Genomic DNA, 17,662 nt, shown 5'->3' with positions numbered 1-17,662 from the left:
GGCTTTTTTAATTGTCTCTTAAAAAATTGTTCTTTCCGGTTCGTTTTATCCGGTACATCGCATTGTCTGCTTTTTTAATCAATGCCGCAAAATCTGAACCATCATTCGGATACATACTAATACCAATGCTTCCAGTCACATTTAATGAATATCCGTCTAGTTGAAAAGGTTCTGCTAATGCTTCTAAGATCCGCCCTGCTTTTACTTTCGCTTCCTCTTCGGTGCGGATATTTTCCAGCATGATGATAAACTCATCTCCGCCATATCGGCAAACAAAGTCCGTTTCCTCCACACAGTTTTTTAGGAGAGCTGCCATCATTATAAGTAATTGATCTCCTATTTCATGACCGAGATTATCATTAATTTCCTTAAAATTATCTAAATCCATAAACAACACCGCAAATCTTTGATGATCTGCTGGGTTTTCAATTAATTGTGATAATTTATAGTGGAGTAATCTCCTATTTGGCAAATTAGTTAAGGAATCATAATGAGCTTGGTGATATACTACTTTTTCAAGTTCCTTTCTTTCCGTAATATCGTGGGCAATGGTAGATAAGAACTCAACCTCACCGTGTTCAGATTTATGTGCCACAATTATTTGAGAAACAGGTATTGCTTCTCCATCCTCTTGAAGGATTGTTGTTTCTCCTTTCCAATGGCCCTTTTCTATCGCAGTAGGTATCCCCTCTAGCTTAATAACATCCGTCAACCAGCTTTGATTTGCTTCCCCACTTCCGCTATTGTCTCCAAGCATTCTTCGGGCAGCAGGATTATAATACAGACTATTGCCATTCTTGTCTAAGGTTGCAATAAAGTCCGGAGAAGCTTCAATAATATCTAATAGCTGCTGCTGCCTGCGCTCAGCCTGTTTTCTTAACGTAATATCTCTGTCTATTCCTCTATAACCGATACATTTTCCTTCTAAATTTATTATGGGAGAACCACTAGTTTCTAATATTACTTCATGTCCATCACGATGAAGATTAATGTTTTCTAAGCTTTTAATAGGCAAAGTATTGGCTAGATGGTATTCAAAAACGGGTGCAATACGCTTCGCTTCCATTGGCTCCATTAAATCAAAGGGCGTTTTGCCGATTACCTCTGAAGGCGAATATCCTAATATATCCTTAATCTGCGGACTAGCATACGTATAAATACCATTTTCATTTACTTCCCATATCCAATCACTTACATGCTCTACTAACACACGAAATCTTTCTTCGTCTGTCACATAGTCATCTTTCTTTCCCAACCGATCTTCCATTGTTCACCATCCAAAATTATTTGAATTAATGGAATTATTATACCAAAATGAGGAATCTTGGTCTTCTGTAAATTTATCCCTGTATTTGGTTCTTGTTTCTCGCCTAGATTGAACTAATATGATAAAATCCCATTAATTGTATATTAAGATATTAGTTGAAGGAACTGAACTATGCGCAGATATCAATATCTTCCCCTGCATTACTAACATATGGCGGTAAAAATATTGATTACAGAGCTACGAACAGACAGATTACTATTAAAAAAGTGAGTGTCTCAGACTCACCTAGTTTATTTAAAAAGTGGAACCTGCAAATGCTAATTCAATTAGACTTTTAGAAAAGTTGAATTTTCAATTTGAAGGTACATTAAGAAAATCCGAAAAATCAAAAGAGACATTTATTGATTAAAAATCTGTATTCTAGATTAGCAACAATAAATGAAGAAGCCTATACTCAGAGGAGTATAGGCTTCTTCATTTATTGTTGCTTGCTTTTTTTCTAACTTCTATTTAACGTCTATTTCTTATGCTTATTAATACGGAATGTTATTTAATTGCTTTGCTGACCCTCAGCTTTTTACCTTTAATAGTTGCATTCTCCATTGCTTGTAGGACCAGTGCCCCCTTACCGTTAAGAATGTCAACATATGACATACTATCATGGATAGTGATAATTCCAATATCATCTGCTGTTACACCTGGAATTTTGGCGATTGTACCAACAAAATCTACTGGACGAATCTTTTTCTTTTTACCTCCGTTGAAATGAAGTTTAGTGATGCCTTGATTTATTCTGGCTGTTTTATTATTTCTAACGACACGGCGTCCGCTGATTTTTTCTTCAAAGGCAGCCTGGCCTTTAGCCACTTCCTGTGTTGTTGGAGCTTCCATTTCAAGCAACTCAAAGCCAATATATCTTTCAATTGCTTTTAAGTATTTGCTCCCGTAAGATGATGTGAATGTAATTGCTTTGCCTTTATTGCCGGCACGACCAGTTCTTCCTGTTCGGTGAACATAGCTCTCTTTTTCCATTGGAACGTCATAATTAATGACTAGCGTTACATTATCCACATCAATTCCTCTTGCAGCAACGTCAGTAGCTACAAGATAACGAAAATTCCCCATCTTAAAACCATCCATTACAGCAAAACGATCTTCTTGATCTAATCCTCCATGGATTTTTTCACACGAATAATTGGATTCTTCTAACTCAGCAAACACAGCATCTACATGTTCTTTCGTATTGCAGAAAATAATACAGCTATCTGGATTTTCTATAACGGTTACTGCTTTTAGCATGGAAAGCTTATCAGCTTCCTTGACTTCCATTACATGGTGTTCAATCGTACTTGTTGTAACCCCTTGAGAAGCAATTTCAATATTAACAGGGTTTTTCATATATTTATGACAAAGACTTTCCACATCTTTAGGCAATGTGGCCGAGAATACCATTGTAACTCTATCTAAAGGTAGCTTGTTTATAATCGTTTCTACATCGTCAATAAAACCCATATTTAGCATTTCATCTGTTTCATCAATAATCAGATATTTTACCTGATCTAGTACTAGCGTTCCTCTTTCAATATGATCCATGACACGTCCAGGTGTCCCAACCACTACATGCGTTTTTTGCTTTAGTTCCTCTTTTTGCTTAGAAAAAGGTTCTTTTCCGTAAACGGCCGTTGCTTTAATTCGTTTAAATCTGCCTATATTCGTGATATCCTCACGCACTTGAGCAGCAAGCTCCCGAGTCGGTGTAAGAATTAACGCCTGAGGCAGTTTTTCCTCCCATTTAACCATTTCACAAATTGGTATACCAAAGGATGCTGTCTTGCCGCTACCTGTTTGCGATTTTACGACAAGATCAAGATCCTCCAACGCTAACGGGATTACTTTCGTCTGAACTTCTGTGGGTGTTTCGTATTTTAAAACAGATAATGCTCTCGTTATTTCATCACTTAAATTAAAGTGGTCAAAACCTTTTTCACTCATAAAAATAACCTCATTTTTTGTATTATTTGATTTATGTATAGGATTCTCTCCGAAGAGATAGTATATGCGAAACATGCATATCCTTTTATTATACTTGAAATAACATCATAATGGGCAACCCTTCATTTTTAATGTCTATTTGTTTCTTTATAAGGTGTTTTTTAAAAACAATTGCACAAAAAAACTCCACCTAACGCAAACAGATTTTACCGCTAGGGGAGCATATCATTTAGTTTTATTATATGACATTCACTAATTTATTAATGGAACGAATTGCCGATTCTATATCGTCACAAATTTCTATAACGGAGGTATTTAAACTTTTTAGTTCATAACAACCATCTATATAACTTATCACAAGTATTGGCGCGCCATCATTGCCATTGAAAATCATGTTAATCTCAGATGTATGATACTGCCTTAATGTATTCAGCATCTCTTTTGTATGGTCTAAAGACATTTAGTGTCCCCCTTTCCCATTATAAAGGGAAGGTGACTAATAAAAGTCTGGTAGGACCCCAAATAATATAATTTTTATTATATTTACCATAACATGGGATAACCAGTTAAGTAAAGCAGGTTATATACCTGCTAACCAAATCTATCCTAGAGACTATCCATAAATATCACTCATAAAAAAAGGACATTAATCCTGCTTGGAAAAATGTCCTTTTTATTTCAATTACCGCAAAATTTAACTAGTGTCCAACATTAAAGATAATCCACTAAATTGTAATATTTTGAAATAAAGATATTGATTAGTTTCGTTTCGCTTTTAAGGTAAACTGACTATTTAACTAATTCTTTCATATATGCAAACACATCGTTGCTTTGTTTATCTAATTTTTGCATTTCCTCTAAGAAATCTACCATTACAGTGGACTGCTCTTCAGATGAGGCACTTACTTCCTCGATGCTTACTTTTAAATTCTCTATACTACTTTTTATCTCTGATAAAGATCCGCCAATTGTTCCAACTGCTTGTTTTGTGTGTTCAGAAAGTTTTCTTATTTCTGTTGCAACTACTCCAAAGCCTTTGCCTGCCTCTCCAGATCTAGCTGCTTCAATTGCCGCGTTTAGTCCTAACAGGTTTGTTTGTGTAGAAATTCCTTCAATGATAGTCACTAATTTTCCGATTTGCTGTGTATTATCATTGGCTTTAACTGCTTGTGATGTAATTTCATTACTTGTAGCTGATAATTCTTCTGATTGAGCAGCAACTATTTGGACTTTTTCATGAAGTCTGCTAATGATAGCATTTAACTCACTTAACTCTCGATCCAGCTTTTCCTCGATTTCTAATGTCTTAGATATAGAGAACAACCCGATAACTTCCCCTGTTTCTGGATCCTTTATTGGTGTTACAGTGGAGAAAAATGGAATACCATATGCTTCTTTTGGGACGTATTGTTCTACTTTCCCTTCCTTTAATGCACGCATTAAAAGCTCATTTCCTGGAACAAAAGCAGGGTCCCCGACTTTTATATTTAATGGAAGACTAGTTGAAGGTGAAAAATAGATGATATTTTGTAAATCAGTGATCATAATCGCAGTAGTATGACCAATTGTTTCTTTCATTATTGGTCCTAAATAAACCAAAGATTGTAGTGTGTTATGCATTATATGCCCCTTTCTAGTAATGACTACTAACTATATCGGACATAATAAAGTTCTTTTAAGTAGTTTTGGCGAAGAAGGTAAAGACACCTGCTTTCATGCAGGTAAAATAATTCCACTTCATCTAAGTGGTTTAGTAGCCTTACTATGAACCAAAAAATGAGCTACTAAATAGATAATGATAAAAATAGGAAAGGAAAGGACCGGACTCCACCCTGGATATTTTGTATACCCTAATTTTATAAATAAAGGTTCTGCTAAGAATGCTGTCATGCCAGCATAAATGGAAGCTTTAATGAGTGCATGGACTTTAGGCTTAATTTGGAGAAAAAACATGACTGTAATCGGCATTAATCCAAAATCCCATGGTATAAAATCAGGCATTAAAGGGACTAACTTATTATAGTATCTCCACAAACCCATTGTTACCCCCACATAGTCTAACCATGTAGAAATGAACATAGCCCAAAGTCCTCCTAACAGTAACCTAGTGCTGCTTTCCTTTTTTCTAAAGACAAACCATACTATCCATGGAATGATTGTCATCAATAATGAAGTCCACCAACCGAAGGAAAATAAAATATGATCTATCCAAATTTCTCTTAAATCATCATGGGCATGCTCTAATACTATATATTTTGCGTCAATTATTTTTTTTATTTTATCTGGAGGATTAAAAACCATACAGAGAACGTCCTTTCTTCAATTCTAGGGTCTTCTTATTTTCACCTCCTAAAAATTGTTTATTCTATTTTTTTAGACAACCACTCCTTATCATTCCAATGGATTTGGCCATTTAGTGAAATTATGTATTGTACTCCTTTTATTTTTGCAGTGGGATAAAAATAAGAACCTAGCTTAACCTACTTCAAGGACAAATTTAAAGGGCGATGAAGTCAGTACTGACTCATCGCCCTTTACTTAGAAAACAAATTATTTGTTCATTAGATACTACTATTTACCTGCAAAAAAACTTCAAATTTTTATGGATATACTTCCTACTATGTAAAAATAAAATTATTTGCGGAAATATGTGAAGAATTATGTCCGCTTATAAAGAGCCCATAAATCCTTCTGTTTCTGGTATACATTTTCATTATCTAATTTTAGACGCTTCAACCTTCTTTTTAACATTAAATTAGTTGGATCTTTCTGGAGTCTTTTTATTATTTTTAACGATCTTGACCTATTATTACATAGCTCTTTATTTAATTTTTCGATATCAAGGAGTATATAGCTTTTATTCATAGTAACTCCCCTTTTTTTTGCAGATTTACTTAACCTTCTACCCTCTTTTATCAAATTGAAACAAAGATACCTATTTATTCCCTGAAAAAATCACCCAAAACTTTCCAGCATTGTTTAAAGCACTTAAATATACATACTAATTCGAACTGTGCTATTCTGAAACTACTTTAAAATGATATTATTTCTTACAGTTACGCATCTCTTTCTGTATTAATCAAATATTGTTTTTTTGAATAATATTGAGGATGATGTCATATAGAATTCGGTCAAAAGGTAATCTATCAGGGTAAAATCCATTTTGTTTTTTTTGACTATGAAAACGGTTTGTTAGAAATTCAAGATCCAAAAACGAAAGCTGTAATTTTGACAAAATACGATAACATAATTAATCGAATAAAATAATACCGTCGCTGGCGGTATTTTTTTATGGCTTTAATTCCAACCAACACGAACCGTTCATTCTTCAGCCCCTTATTGACACTTGCATTAGAAAGCACATGTCCTTCAATGTTTTTCTATTTGTTATTTCATATTCTAAAAAATGTTGCACAAACTATAATCATTAGTTACGGCCTTGAAAGGAGAGAAATTCCATAAAAAAGATTAGGAGTGGCGTAATGATTATTCTTATTTTTTATTTGCTTTATATTATCGTATTCGGCATTGTCATCTTTAAAGAAAAACCTCCGCAAGTAAATAACTCCTATAAGGAACAAAATAAAGTGGAAAGATTTTATGGAACGGAGACGTCACAGGATCGTGTGATTTTGTTGGAAGAAAAGACGTTTTCAGGCTACGCTCGTGTTAACTTAATGGAAAATGCAAAAGAAACAATAGATGTCGCTTATTATGCGATTCATAAAGGATATATTACCGATTTAATATTAGGAATGATTTTAGATGCTGCAGATCGGGGTGTCAAGGTAAGGATTCTTTTAGATGGGATTTCCCATGGTCTTAGATTCAGTCTAAAAGATGATTTATTTGCCTTAGTTAATCACCCTAATATTGAAGTTAAATTTTATGAACCATTCAAGCCTTTTCTCCCTTGGACATGGAATAATCGCTTACATGATAAACTACTTATTATCGATAATAAATATGCCGTTATTGGCGGCAGAAATATAGGCAATCGTTATTTCGTTCAGGAAGGTGAAAAGGCCCCAACAAATGACCGCGATGTTCTGATTATTAATACAAATACGGAGACAAAAGAGGGCAGTGTTCTGAACTCGATGGAAGGATATTTTAATGAGGTCTGGGACCATCCTATCACAAAATATCCTTATCATAAGCTTTCTTCCCGTCAACAAAAAAAAGCTAAAGAAGCCGATCAGCAGCTAAAGAAAAAACTAGACGATTTGCGTAATACAGATAAAAAATTATTCAATAACTATTATGATTGGTTAGAAATGTCGGTAGCTACTAAAAAAGTAACTTTTATCCATAACCCTATCCAAAGATTTAATAAAGAACCTTGGGTTTGGTATGACTTAACGAATCTCATGAAAAATTCTAAAAAGTCCTTAGTTATTCAAAGCCCGTATGTTATTCCGACAAAGCCTATGCTTCCTTATATGGAGAAGATAGATATTCCCGCAGAAAAGACTACCATATTAACGAATTCATTAGCTTCGACAGCCAATGTAGTAGCCTATTCAGGGCATATTAAGCATATTAACGGAATGGTAAAAAGAGGCGTAAATATATATGAATATCAGGGGCCTGACTCTATCCATGCTAAAACATTTATATTTGACGATCAATTAAGTGCCATTGGTGCATTCAATATGGACTCAAGGTCGGCCTTCTTAAATACTGAATCGATGGTAGTTATTGATAGCGTTGAGTTCACCAGCAATCTGGAGAAGGAAATGAATCAGTATGTTAAAAAGAGCTTAAAGGTTGCGCAGGACGAATCTTATATAAAAAATCCCGATTTAAAACCAGGTAAAGTTAATTGGTTTAAATCTTTCGGTGTAAAAGGGCTATCTTATGTGACCGGTTTATTCCAGCATTTATTATAAGCTTGAGCTGGTTACTGCTCTTACTGATTTGACCATTTAAAGACAACTATAAAGAGGTTGGACAAAACAAAAGATAACTATCTATACACGACTAATAAAATTACATCTAAATTTGAAAAATGAAGTTTGTGACTAAATAGAATATGGCTTTAAAATTAGTTCGTTTCATTGCGCTCTCGTCCACACGCTTTCCAGCGGGCAAAGCTTGAGCCTCCTCGTCTCTTCGCCTGCGGGGTCTAAAGCATCCTCTATTTCCCGCAGGAGTCGAGTGTCCTTTCGCTCCATTCCTCTAAGTTTTTTAATTATTGTATTAAAACTAAAAGCACGAAAACCGAACTATTAATCAATAGATGATTAATAGTTCGGTTTTTATACAGATTTACATACCTATGTCCCAGCCTAGGTGACCAAAATTAACTTGCTGTGATGTCTGTGCCCTACTTTTAATCCAACAAAAAACAAGCCGCAAATAAGCAGCTCTATTTTAAGTTCCGCAATTTATTGTGTAAACTAAAGCGATTATTGTTTAGTAAGTACATAAAAAAATCAGTAATCCATTTAGGTATTAGTGCTACAGCCGCATATCCCCAAAAAAGCATTAAGAAGTTCTCTCTGCCACCGAAGCGGAACAAACCTAGCCCCACCATTAATGGTTTTAGAAAAAAGGCAAAAACTAAGCACAGCATTAACATCCAAATATAATAATTCTTCTTATTATTAAGGATATATTGATATAGAAGTATATACGTTACAGGTACAAAGGAGGAATCAAGGGCAATACTTGCTGGCAACCCAGGAAGTAACTTATAAGGATATATCCATAATCCTTTTATCACTCCAAAAGAATCAATAATTGCAAAAAATAAATGAATACCGTATCCGTAAAAGCCAAGTTGAAAAACCTTTTTTCGGTCTATAAAAAGAATTAATACGAGAAGTGGCAGTAAAAACATCATTAATACCACCCAAAATTGCCATGTATCCATATTAGAGTACTGTTGCCAATAGCTTAACCATCGGTCACTTTGGGCAATTTCTGCTTTTCTAATTTCTTCCAACAACAGTCTTTGTTCTTCCTTCACACTATTCCCTCCCTTTTTTATTATTGATAATAAAGGGAGGATTATTCATTGTCTTATACACCTATCTCATGCAAGTTTATTTTTTCTCTTTAAGAGCCCAGATTACTACTGGAATTAAAACTAGGGATAAAATTCCTCCTGCAAATGATAATGTTGCATAATTGGAACCAGCTACAATCATTCCAGACATTGCTCCGCCAGCAGCTCCTGACAAGGCAATCAAAACATCAACTGCACCTTGCGTTTTTGCTCTTGTGGAAGTTTTAGTCGAGTCAATAATCAAAGCTGTCCCGCTTATTAATCCAAAATTCCATCCTAACCCAAGTAAGCAAAGAGCAATAACTACTAAAACCATAGAATCTCCTGGTGCAAATGCTGAAATTAAACCTGCCAAAAGCAGCGTAATACCAGAAGCCATCGCCATTACAGGTCGGCCTAATTTATCAACAAGGACACCTGTAATCAGGGAGGGCAGATACATGGCCCCAATATGAAAACCGATAACTAAACCTACAGAACCAAGCCCATGACCATTATGCTTCATATGAACTGGTGTCATCGTCATAATCGCAATCATAACAATTTGCGTAAGTACCATAATTGTAGCACCAACAATAATTCCTCGTTTATTCTCTGTATTTTCTGCTGCTAGTTGGACATTATCTTTAGATATTTGGTTAGTAGCATCTATTGTTCTTGCTGTTAGCAATGGATCAGGACGGAGCATTATTAACAGAACTAGTCCTGCTAAAATATATGCGACGGCTGCTAAAATGAAAGGACCAGCAAGTGACGGAATACCATTAGATAAGGCGAAATCTCCCATCACGTTTACTAAATTGGGCCCCGCAACTGCACCAAATGTTGTAAATACCATGGTAATACTAACCGCTTTTGCGCGCTGTTTACTATTTGCTAAATCGGTTCCTGCATATCTGGCTTGCAAATTCGTTGCTGTTCCTGCACCATATATAAGCAGAGAGAGGAATAATAAAATAATGCTATTTAATATAGCTGAAATAATAACCCCGATTGCTCCAAGCCCGCCAATAATAAAGCCCGCTGTAAGACCGGTTCGGCGCCCAAAACGTTGAGATAGTCTCCCGACAAATAATGCTGCTCCTGCGGATCCTAACGTAAATAAAGCCGTTGGCAATCCAGCAAAGGCGTCTGTACCAAGCATTTGCTGAGCAAGAAGTGCTCCTACCGTAACACCTGCAGCCAGTCCTGCACCGCCAAAAATTTGCGAAATGCTTACAATAATTAAAGTGCGTTTGTATAATGACTTTAAGTTTTCTGATGAAGTTATGTAACTTTGCAGCTTGTCTGATTGAACATCCGTCACATGAACTAACCTGCCTTTCAAATGAATTCATACCTTGATTTTAAGTCATCATAACACGCCCTAAAAAAGCCATACAATAACATAATTGTATGGCGAACAATATTTATATAGGAGTTTCTAACAACCGCTTCAAAATAACCAAGCCTAATTTTAGCTCTTCCATTGATTCAGGGGCACAGACTGAAATTCTTACTGCTCTGTCAGGGCAACTATTGCCAACAACAAAGCGTTCAGCCGCATATACTTGTACTCCATTCTGTGCGGCTAATGCTTCGAATTCAGTTCCAGTTAGCTTCCCTGGTAACAGCAGCCAACGAAAGATGCCTGTTTCGTCACCAACACAAGTATAGTCAGACAAATATTCATCTGCGAGTTTGTTCCTGCGAATGTTTTGCTCGCGGTGGCTCTCAACCAAAGTTTCAAATTGATTAGATACTATCATTCTTGCCGTCAATTCTGCTAACAGCGGTGACACCGTTATATTTAAATTATAAAGCGCCTTAGATAATGGCTCTTTGAACTGCTTTGGCACTGCAACATAAGCCAATCGAAGTCCTGGAGCAAATGATTTAGATAGACTAGAAATGTAGATGACCTGATCTGGAGCAAAAGATGCTACAGCAGGCAGCGGGTTGTTGCTGAGCAGATGGTAAGATGCATCTTCTATTACAAACTGGTTGTACTTTTTGGCTATTGCTGCAATCTTTTCCCGGTTTTCAACAGACATAAAAGAAGCAGTCGGATTATGATAATCAGGAATGATATAAATCCCTTTAATATTTTCATTTTTACACGCATGTTCAAACGATTCTGGGCTTAGTTGATAGTACTCCGATCTAATTGGCACTATTTGCACACTAAGCATTGCTGCAACTGTTTTTAAGCCCGGATATGTATGGTGATCCACACCAATCCGGTCACCAGGCTTGCACAAACTTGCCAATGCAGCAGCTATCGCATTTTGACCGCCATTGGCAAATAAGATATGATCTACCGTTGTTTCAAACCCACCTCTTCTCATCAGCTTTACAGCAGCATCCTTCTGCCATAAGCTTTCGCCTGCTCTTCCATAACCGAACCATCTTTCATAGTCAGATTCTTGCAGCATCGTCTTAAGCTGGAGCATCAGCGGCTCGTAAGAAGCATCATCTGGCAAGGTTGCTCCCATTTCAATTAAATGCTTCGGCTTTGTATCTTCTAATAAATAGGCATTGGATAACGCATCATATGATACAAATGTGCCGCTTCCCACAGACGCACTTACCAGTCCTTTAAGCTCACATACTTTAAAAGCTTTGGAAATAGTACTTAAGTTTAAATCTAAATAATCGGCCAGTTCCCGCTGTGGAGGCAGTTTCGTTCCAGGAAGTAACACTCCGTCCAATACGTCCTGTTCTAATTGTCTTGCCAGTGTTTGGTAGATAGGCTTGTCTCTCTTATCGATTGATGGTTTCCAGCTCATCGGGTAGTTTTCGAAAGAATTTATAGGCATGGTACGCATCCTTTTTACACAATTATATGATTATAAGGTTTATAAAGACAACGGAATATCTTCATTCATATTGATATTCCGCTCTAAAGAACGTAACCCCTAAACTGCTGTATATCATAAAGAAGAATCACAACTTTTTTATTTATCCAACTTAACTCGTTGTAACCGCAATGCATTCAAAACCACACTCACAGAGCTAAACGCCATCGCAGCACCTGCAACCCAAGGTGCCAGTAATCCAACAGCAGCAATGGGAATTCCAATAGTGTTATACGCAAAAGCCCAGAATAAGTTTTGTTTAATATTACGCATCGTTTTTTTACTCATTACTATTGCATCCGCAATGCTGTTGAGGTCACCACGAATAAGGGTAATATCTGCTGCTTCCATGGCAACATCAGTACCTGTACCAATAGCCATCCCTATATCAGCAGTGGCTAATGCTGGCGCGTCATTAATTCCGTCTCCGACCATTGCAACCTTCTTGCCTTGTTTTTGTAGTTTTTTCACTTCCTCAGCTTTACCTTCTGGAAGTACTTCGGCAATAACAGCGTCAACACCGACCTCCTTACCAATTGCTTGTGCTGTACGCTCGTTGTCTCCTGTCATCATAATGACTGTAATGCCTATTTGCTTTAAGCGTTGAACAGCCTCTCTGGATGTATCTTTAATTGTATCGGCCACAGCAACTAAGCCTGCATATTGCCCATTAATTCCAACAAGCATCGCTGTTTTACCGTTCTTCTCTAGTTTCTCCATTGCTGGTAGAACGGATTGTATATCAATCCCATATTGCTGCATGAGTTTCCGTGTGCCTATGACAACACCTTGACCAGATACAGTTGCTTGAACCCCAAAACCTGGTATAGCTTCGAATGATTGAACCTTACCAAGGGCTATGCCTTTATCCTTGATTCCTTGTACGATAGCTTCTGCTAATGAATGCTCTGACTGCTTTTCAGCAGCACCAATCAGTCTTAAAATTTCATCTTCATCTTGTCCGTCTGCTATTAGAACATCTGTTAATACTGGTTTACCATGAGTAACTGTACCTGTTTTATCGAGTACAACGGTGTCAATGCCTTGTGTTTGTTCTAAATGCTCGCCACCCTTGAATAAGATACCAAGCTCTGCTGCTCGACCTGACCCTGCCATAATGGAAGTTGGTGTAGCTAAGCCAAGTGCACATGGACAAGCTATGACAAGTACGGCAATTAATACCTCTAGTGCAGGTGTAAACTCACCTGGGTGTACCCAAATAAACCAGACTAAGAAAGTGATGATTGCAATTCCGACTACGATTGGTACGAAAATACCTGAAATTTGATCAGCCAAACGTTGAATCGGCGCTTTTGAACCTTGTGCATTTTCGACGACTTTAATGATTTGGGCTAGTGCCGTGTTACGGCCAACTTTTGTTGCTGTCATTTTAATGAAACCATTTTTGTTAATGGTCGAACCGTACAACATATCTCCAGCTTTTTTATCCACTGGCAGACTTTCACCTGTTAACATAGATTCATCGACCGCCGTTGTCCCGTCTAATACCTCTCCATCAACGGGGATTTTTTCACCAGGTTTCACTAAGACAATGTCACCAATCACTACTTCTTCTACGGGTATCTCTTTTTCAGAGCCATCTCGTATAACAATTGCTGTTTTAGCTTGAAGTCCCATTAATTTTTTAATTGCTTCGGATGAACGGCCCTTTGCTTTTGCTTCAAATAATTTACCTAAAAGGATAAGTGTTATTAATACTGCACTTGTTTCAAAATATAAATGGGGTCCGTGGTGTGTTCCAGCAGTTACAATTGCTTGATATAAACTGTAAAAATACGCTGCTGATGTACCCATGACAACAAGTACATCCATATTTGCACTCCCATTACGAATCGCTTTATAAGCTCCAACATAGAACTGCTTGCCAATAATAAATTGAACCGGCGTTGCCAATATCAATTGAATCCACGGATTCATTAAAAGGTCTGGTACATATAGAAACGAGGTAAACGAAAAATGTGCGACCATTGTCCATAACAATGGCAACGATATTAAAGCTGAAATAATGAATTTACGCTGTTGATCTTTAATATGCTTTTCACGGTAATCAGCCTGTTCTGTTTCGTCTTGCTGTTGGTGTGCACCGTAACCTAGCTTTTCTACTTTCGTAAGAATGTCTCCAACTGATACTTCTGCAGGATTAAATTCAATCATTGCCTTTTCAAGTGCTAAATTGACACTCGCATTTGCAACCCCTTGGATTTTATTAATTCCTTTTTCGATACGCGTCGCACATGCTGCACAAGTCATGCCGGTAATATTAAATTCTGCCTTTTGCTTAACAACACCGTAGCCAAGTGCTTCTATCTTCTTTTCAAAATCTGCTTCACTTAGTTTTGACGCATCATATTTTATTATTGATTTTTCTAGAGCTAGGTTGACTGTTGCTTGTTCAACACCTTCTAATTTGTTTAACCCTTTTTCAATTCGGGTTGCGCACGCTGCACAAGTCATTCCAGTTATTCCAATATTCGTTTCTTTAGAAGCTGCACTTTTTGCTGCTGTACTCATGTTAAGATTCACCTCTCTTATACCTATACGGGGTATATTTTCAATAAAATGAGAGAGTGCTGTTGCAGCACTCTTATTCTACGTCATATCCTTGGTCTTCGATTGTTTCTTTAATTTTATCAAGAGATACTTGAGTTTCATTAAAAGATACTTCAACCAATGCTTTATCTAATTTTACACTTACTTGGTTAATACCTTCTAATTCCCCAACACTCTCTTCTACAGCCTTTACACAATGTCCGCATGACATTCCTTGTACATTTAAAGTTACAGATTGCATTTTAAGTCTCTCCTTTTATCATTTATAATTTATACTCATACCACGTAAGGGTATATTTGAACGAAAAAAATTTATTTTTTCATTAATTTTTGGATAGTTACGACTAACTCGTCTAAAACCTCTTCATCACCTTCTGAAAGCCGGTCTACAACACACCCTTTTAAATGACCTTCCAAGAGGATTTTGGCAACACTATTTAATGCTGATTGTGTCGCAGATATCTGGGTAATAACGTCATCACAGTATACATCCTTGTCTATCATCCCTTTAATTCCACGGATTTGGCCTTCTATACGATTTAATCTTGTTGTTAAATCCTTTTTTACCCGTTCAGGATGATGACTTTTACGAGAAGAGGTGCCATCAACTGTATGACAAGCTTCTCCTTTTACTGAGTTATCCATTACACTCCCCCCCTTACTTGAGGCTATTTTAACATACCCTATAGAGGTATGTAAAGAACCATGTTTCGATTTATTTTCCATGGCCTATATATTATTTTTTACTTTTGTACTTCTTAGTAATTGCCTTAACACGTCCAACTATTCGTAGTAGAGGACCATTTGTTTTGGCAATTTTATCTGATAATAAGTGACTTCTTAATAAGTAAGTCAAAAAAGATTAGTTATCGCTCAACTCAAGAATATAATTATCTACCTTCGACCTTTTCTCTTGCAAAACAGGTTCAGATAACACTGTTATTTATTGTCAATGACCATATTACTAATATTTCTTATTGTAGTCTCTATTAACCCATTGATTATATCTTTTATCAAAAAATGCCGACAAATTGTCGACATCTCATCTCTTCTTACTATATATTATCATCACAAATTTTTTTGATTGCCAAAGAAACTTATAATCAATGTCAAGCCTGCTGTTACACCTAATATATTAGTAGAAAAGATTTTTTGCAGTTCCATAATAACTGGAGAGCTAGATATCACATCAGGTAAATGACCAGCAGCTGCAAGTGTTACCAATACTGGAAAGCTTATGGAAAGTAATAGACACGGGACCGCAACACACCATAATAAAGATGAATTTATACTTACCGACCATCTTTTCACCAAAATTAAGGAAAGATAAAGTCCAAACATAAGTGAAATGAATAATTTTGTCCAAATCACAGGAATATAATTAAATTGCTCATTTGCTTTTTGTTGAATTTGATTGTCAAAATGGAAGCATATACTTGCTAAAATAATTAAGCCTATTACCCAAAGCAGCTTCTTCACATATGGTGCCCAACTTGCTTTTCCCATGAATAATCCTCCAATATCCTTCTAAGATGAGCTGATTAATCTAGCTTTCAAGGATTCTCATTTAAGACTCCTTATTAATCTTGCACGATTGAACTTCTTTATATTCTAATGCAGCTTTTAAAATGAAAATAAGCACTGCAAATCCACTAAACAACGGATTTCAGTCTAAGTTAAATAAAACGCCAACTACAACCTAGTTTAGCGATTAACTTAGCAGCTTCGTTCTTCGTATGCATAAAACCAACATCACCAATCCTATTTGTTACTAATATATACGTTTTAAAGAAATAAAAGTTTCAGTACTTATTTTATCTCAAACATATACTTTCTGTATGGCTTGCGAATGGATAATATGATTCCTAGAAAAATCATATTGGAAAGCAAGGAGCTTCCTCCATATGATAGTAATGGGAGAGATATTCCTTTAACTGGCATCATGCCAACAGTCATTCCGATATTTTGAAAGATTTGCAGGCAATACATTGCCATTAAACCAAAGCATACATAAAGTTCAAATGATGTCTCTGCTCTGTGGCCAATTATAGCCATTTGAGACATTAAGAGAAAAAACAATACAATGATTACAGAAGCTGCAATAAAGCCTCCTTCTTCCGCAATTGTGGCAAAGATGAAATCTGTATGCTTCTCTGGAATATACACTTTATTATTGCCTATTCCGTTCCCCTTAAGCTCTCCGCTTCCAACGGCTAGTATAGCCTTTTTCGTCTGATAGGCATTATCTGTATATTCTTCTGGTGCAAGCCAGCCTAAAATCCGCTCCTGCTGATGAGGTTTTAACATCGGTATTAATTGATCGAAGAGAATAGAAGAATGTTGGAAATATATATACATTAAAAAAGTAACAGCCGTAGCAGGGATAATCACAGCTGCCACGAGAATTTTTTTATTTATCCCGGATATAAATAACACTGTTGCACTTCCTGCCAAATACAGCACAACCATTCCTGTATCAGGCTGCTGGTAAACAAACAAGGATGGAATTATGGTAACAATCAGGATTTTACCAATCAGCAGGAAGTCTGTCCAAACTGTACGATCCAAGTATACAAGATTATGTTTATAAGCTAACCGGGACACAGCTAGCAGCAAAGCGATTTTAAAAAACTCCGAAGGCTGTATTGACCCTAATAGCGGAAAACTGTACCACCGTTTTGCTCCTAAGATGGATGGAGCAATACTTGACGGCATAAGAGGCAATAACATAATTGCGGCAAGTCCTAGTAAATAAAAGGGCCAAGCAATTCTCTCAAACTGGTCTGCATCCAAATACGCAACTACCAGCAACAATACAAAACCTAGTAAATAACTAATTCCCTGCTTAAGCGCAAAATTTTGAACACCATACTGGCCTATCCCTTCGCTGCTGTGAATAAATAGGATGCTGAGGATACTAAATATTATAATGATACATAATATCGGCTTATCCAATCTCCTTAAAAATGTCTTACCCATCCT

General features: G+C 36.5%; 13 protein-coding genes and 2 pseudogenes. 2 read left to right on the top strand and 13 right to left on the bottom strand.

All coding sequences use genetic code 11. The annotated features are described in order from the left end of the window. Positions 1 to 7 precede the first annotated feature (7 nt). Positions 8 to 1,267 carry a sensor domain-containing protein gene (locus MKX82_RS21555; RefSeq protein ID WP_341079978.1) on the bottom strand — a complete coding sequence of 420 codons (1,260 nt, stop codon included), beginning with the start codon at positions 1,265 to 1,267 and terminating at the stop codon, positions 8 to 10. 298 nt (positions 1,268 to 1,565) lie between these two features. Here MKX82_RS21555 and MKX82_RS21550 point away from each other — a divergent pair. Beyond that, a pseudogene (locus MKX82_RS21550) lies at positions 1,566 to 1,704 on the top strand (GNAT family N-acetyltransferase); the annotation flags it as partial. A 109-nt stretch (positions 1,705 to 1,813) separates the two neighbouring features. On the opposite strand, the gene MKX82_RS21545 reads toward MKX82_RS21550, so the two are convergent. The 4 genes and pseudogenes from MKX82_RS21545 to MKX82_RS21530 form a co-directional block, all read right to left on the bottom strand. Next, positions 1,814 to 3,259, bottom strand: coding sequence for a DEAD/DEAH box helicase (locus MKX82_RS21545; RefSeq protein WP_341079976.1), 1,446 nt, complete (start codon positions 3,257 to 3,259; stop codon positions 1,814 to 1,816). A 238-nt stretch (positions 3,260 to 3,497) separates the two neighbouring features. Continuing rightward, a complete protein-coding gene (locus tag MKX82_RS21540) occupies positions 3,498 to 3,719 on the bottom strand; it encodes a hypothetical protein (protein WP_233317045.1) in 222 nt (73 codons plus the stop codon). Positions 3,720 to 4,048: 329 nt separating this feature from the next. Next, positions 4,049 to 4,366: pseudogene (locus MKX82_RS30440) on the bottom strand (methyl-accepting chemotaxis protein); the annotation flags it as partial. Between the two features lie 630 nt (positions 4,367 to 4,996). Continuing rightward, positions 4,997 to 5,560 carry a CBO0543 family protein gene (locus MKX82_RS21530; protein ID WP_341079975.1) on the bottom strand — a complete coding sequence of 188 codons (564 nt, stop codon included), beginning with the start codon at positions 5,558 to 5,560 and terminating at the stop codon, positions 4,997 to 4,999. Positions 5,561 to 6,741: 1,181 nt separating this feature from the next. On the opposite strand from MKX82_RS21530, the gene MKX82_RS21525 reads away from it, so the two are divergent. Continuing rightward, positions 6,742 to 8,151 (top strand): phospholipase D-like domain-containing protein, encoded by a 1,410-nt coding sequence (locus MKX82_RS21525; protein ID WP_341079974.1) that lies wholly within the window; start codon positions 6,742 to 6,744, stop codon positions 8,149 to 8,151. 479 nt (positions 8,152 to 8,630) lie between these two features. Here the strand turns inward: MKX82_RS21525 and MKX82_RS21520 are convergent, their stop codons facing one another. The 8 genes from MKX82_RS21520 to MKX82_RS21485 form a co-directional block, all read right to left on the bottom strand. After that, the gene (locus MKX82_RS21520) at positions 8,631 to 9,233 is read right to left on the bottom strand and encodes a CBO0543 family protein (RefSeq protein ID WP_341079973.1); all 603 of its coding nucleotides are present in this window, start codon (positions 9,231 to 9,233) and stop codon (positions 8,631 to 8,633) included. A gap of 76 nt (positions 9,234 to 9,309) precedes the next feature. Next, on the bottom strand, positions 9,310 to 10,599 hold the full coding sequence (locus tag MKX82_RS21515; RefSeq protein WP_341079971.1) for an MFS transporter: 1,290 nt from the start codon (positions 10,597 to 10,599) through the stop codon (positions 9,310 to 9,312). Positions 10,600 to 10,681: 82 nt separating this feature from the next. After that, positions 10,682 to 12,070 (bottom strand): aminotransferase-like domain-containing protein, encoded by a 1,389-nt coding sequence (locus MKX82_RS21510; RefSeq protein WP_341079969.1) that lies wholly within the window; start codon positions 12,068 to 12,070, stop codon positions 10,682 to 10,684. 138 nt (positions 12,071 to 12,208) lie between these two features. Then, complete coding sequence (locus MKX82_RS21505) at positions 12,209 to 14,641, bottom strand: heavy metal translocating P-type ATPase (protein WP_341079968.1); 2,433 nt, start codon at positions 14,639 to 14,641, stop codon at positions 12,209 to 12,211. Positions 14,642 to 14,714: 73 nt separating this feature from the next. Further along, positions 14,715 to 14,921, bottom strand: a complete 207-nt coding sequence (copZ, locus tag MKX82_RS21500; protein WP_233317038.1) for a copper chaperone CopZ — start codon at positions 14,919 to 14,921, stop codon at positions 14,715 to 14,717. A 71-nt stretch (positions 14,922 to 14,992) separates the two neighbouring features. Further along, positions 14,993 to 15,325 (bottom strand): metal-sensitive transcriptional regulator, encoded by a 333-nt coding sequence (locus tag MKX82_RS21495; RefSeq protein WP_233317037.1) that lies wholly within the window; start codon positions 15,323 to 15,325, stop codon positions 14,993 to 14,995. Positions 15,326 to 15,748: 423 nt separating this feature from the next. After that, entirely contained in the window at positions 15,749 to 16,186 is a 438-nt protein-coding gene (locus MKX82_RS21490; protein WP_341079965.1) for a hypothetical protein, read from the bottom strand. A 303-nt stretch (positions 16,187 to 16,489) separates the two neighbouring features. Continuing rightward, on the bottom strand, positions 16,490 to 17,659 hold the full coding sequence (locus MKX82_RS21485; RefSeq protein ID WP_341079964.1) for an FtsW/RodA/SpoVE family cell cycle protein: 1,170 nt from the start codon (positions 17,657 to 17,659) through the stop codon (positions 16,490 to 16,492). Positions 17,660 to 17,662 lie beyond the last annotated feature (3 nt).

The sequence above is a fragment of the Niallia sp. FSL R7-0271 genome, from assembly GCF_038005785.1.
In the GTDB taxonomy this organism is placed as follows: Bacteria; Bacillota; Bacilli; order Bacillales; family Cytobacillaceae; genus Niallia.
Note: the sequence above shows the minus strand (reverse complement) of the source record. Positions and strands in the feature narration are given on the sequence as shown.

Bases quoted from the DNA above. Each gene is read 5' to 3' on its own strand.
- MKX82_RS21530 (WP_341079975.1), bottom strand. From the start codon at position 5,560: ATGGTTTTTAATCCTCCAGATAAAATAAAAAAAATAATTGACGCAAAA.
- copZ (WP_233317038.1), bottom strand. From the start codon at position 14,921: ATGCAATCTGTAACTTTAAATGTACAAGGAATGTCATGCGGACATTGT.
- MKX82_RS21485 (WP_341079964.1), bottom strand. From the start codon at position 17,659: ATGGGTAAGACATTTTTAAGGAGATTGGATAAGCCGATATTATGTATC.
- MKX82_RS21525 (WP_341079974.1), top strand. From the start codon at position 6,742: ATGATTATTCTTATTTTTTATTTGCTTTATATTATCGTATTCGGCATT.
- MKX82_RS21495 (WP_233317037.1), bottom strand. From the start codon at position 15,325: ATGGATAACTCAGTAAAAGGAGAAGCTTGTCATACAGTTGATGGCACC.
- MKX82_RS21545 (WP_341079976.1), bottom strand. From the start codon at position 3,259: ATGAGTGAAAAAGGTTTTGACCACTTTAATTTAAGTGATGAAATAACG.
- MKX82_RS21490 (WP_341079965.1), bottom strand. From the start codon at position 16,186: ATGGGAAAAGCAAGTTGGGCACCATATGTGAAGAAGCTGCTTTGGGTA.
- MKX82_RS21540 (WP_233317045.1), bottom strand. From the start codon at position 3,719: ATGTCTTTAGACCATACAAAAGAGATGCTGAATACATTAAGGCAGTAT.
- MKX82_RS21555 (WP_341079978.1), bottom strand. From the start codon at position 1,267: ATGGAAGATCGGTTGGGAAAGAAAGATGACTATGTGACAGACGAAGAA.
- MKX82_RS21510 (WP_341079969.1), bottom strand. From the start codon at position 12,070: ATGCCTATAAATTCTTTCGAAAACTACCCGATGAGCTGGAAACCATCA.
- MKX82_RS21505 (WP_341079968.1), bottom strand. From the start codon at position 14,641: ATGAGTACAGCAGCAAAAAGTGCAGCTTCTAAAGAAACGAATATTGGA.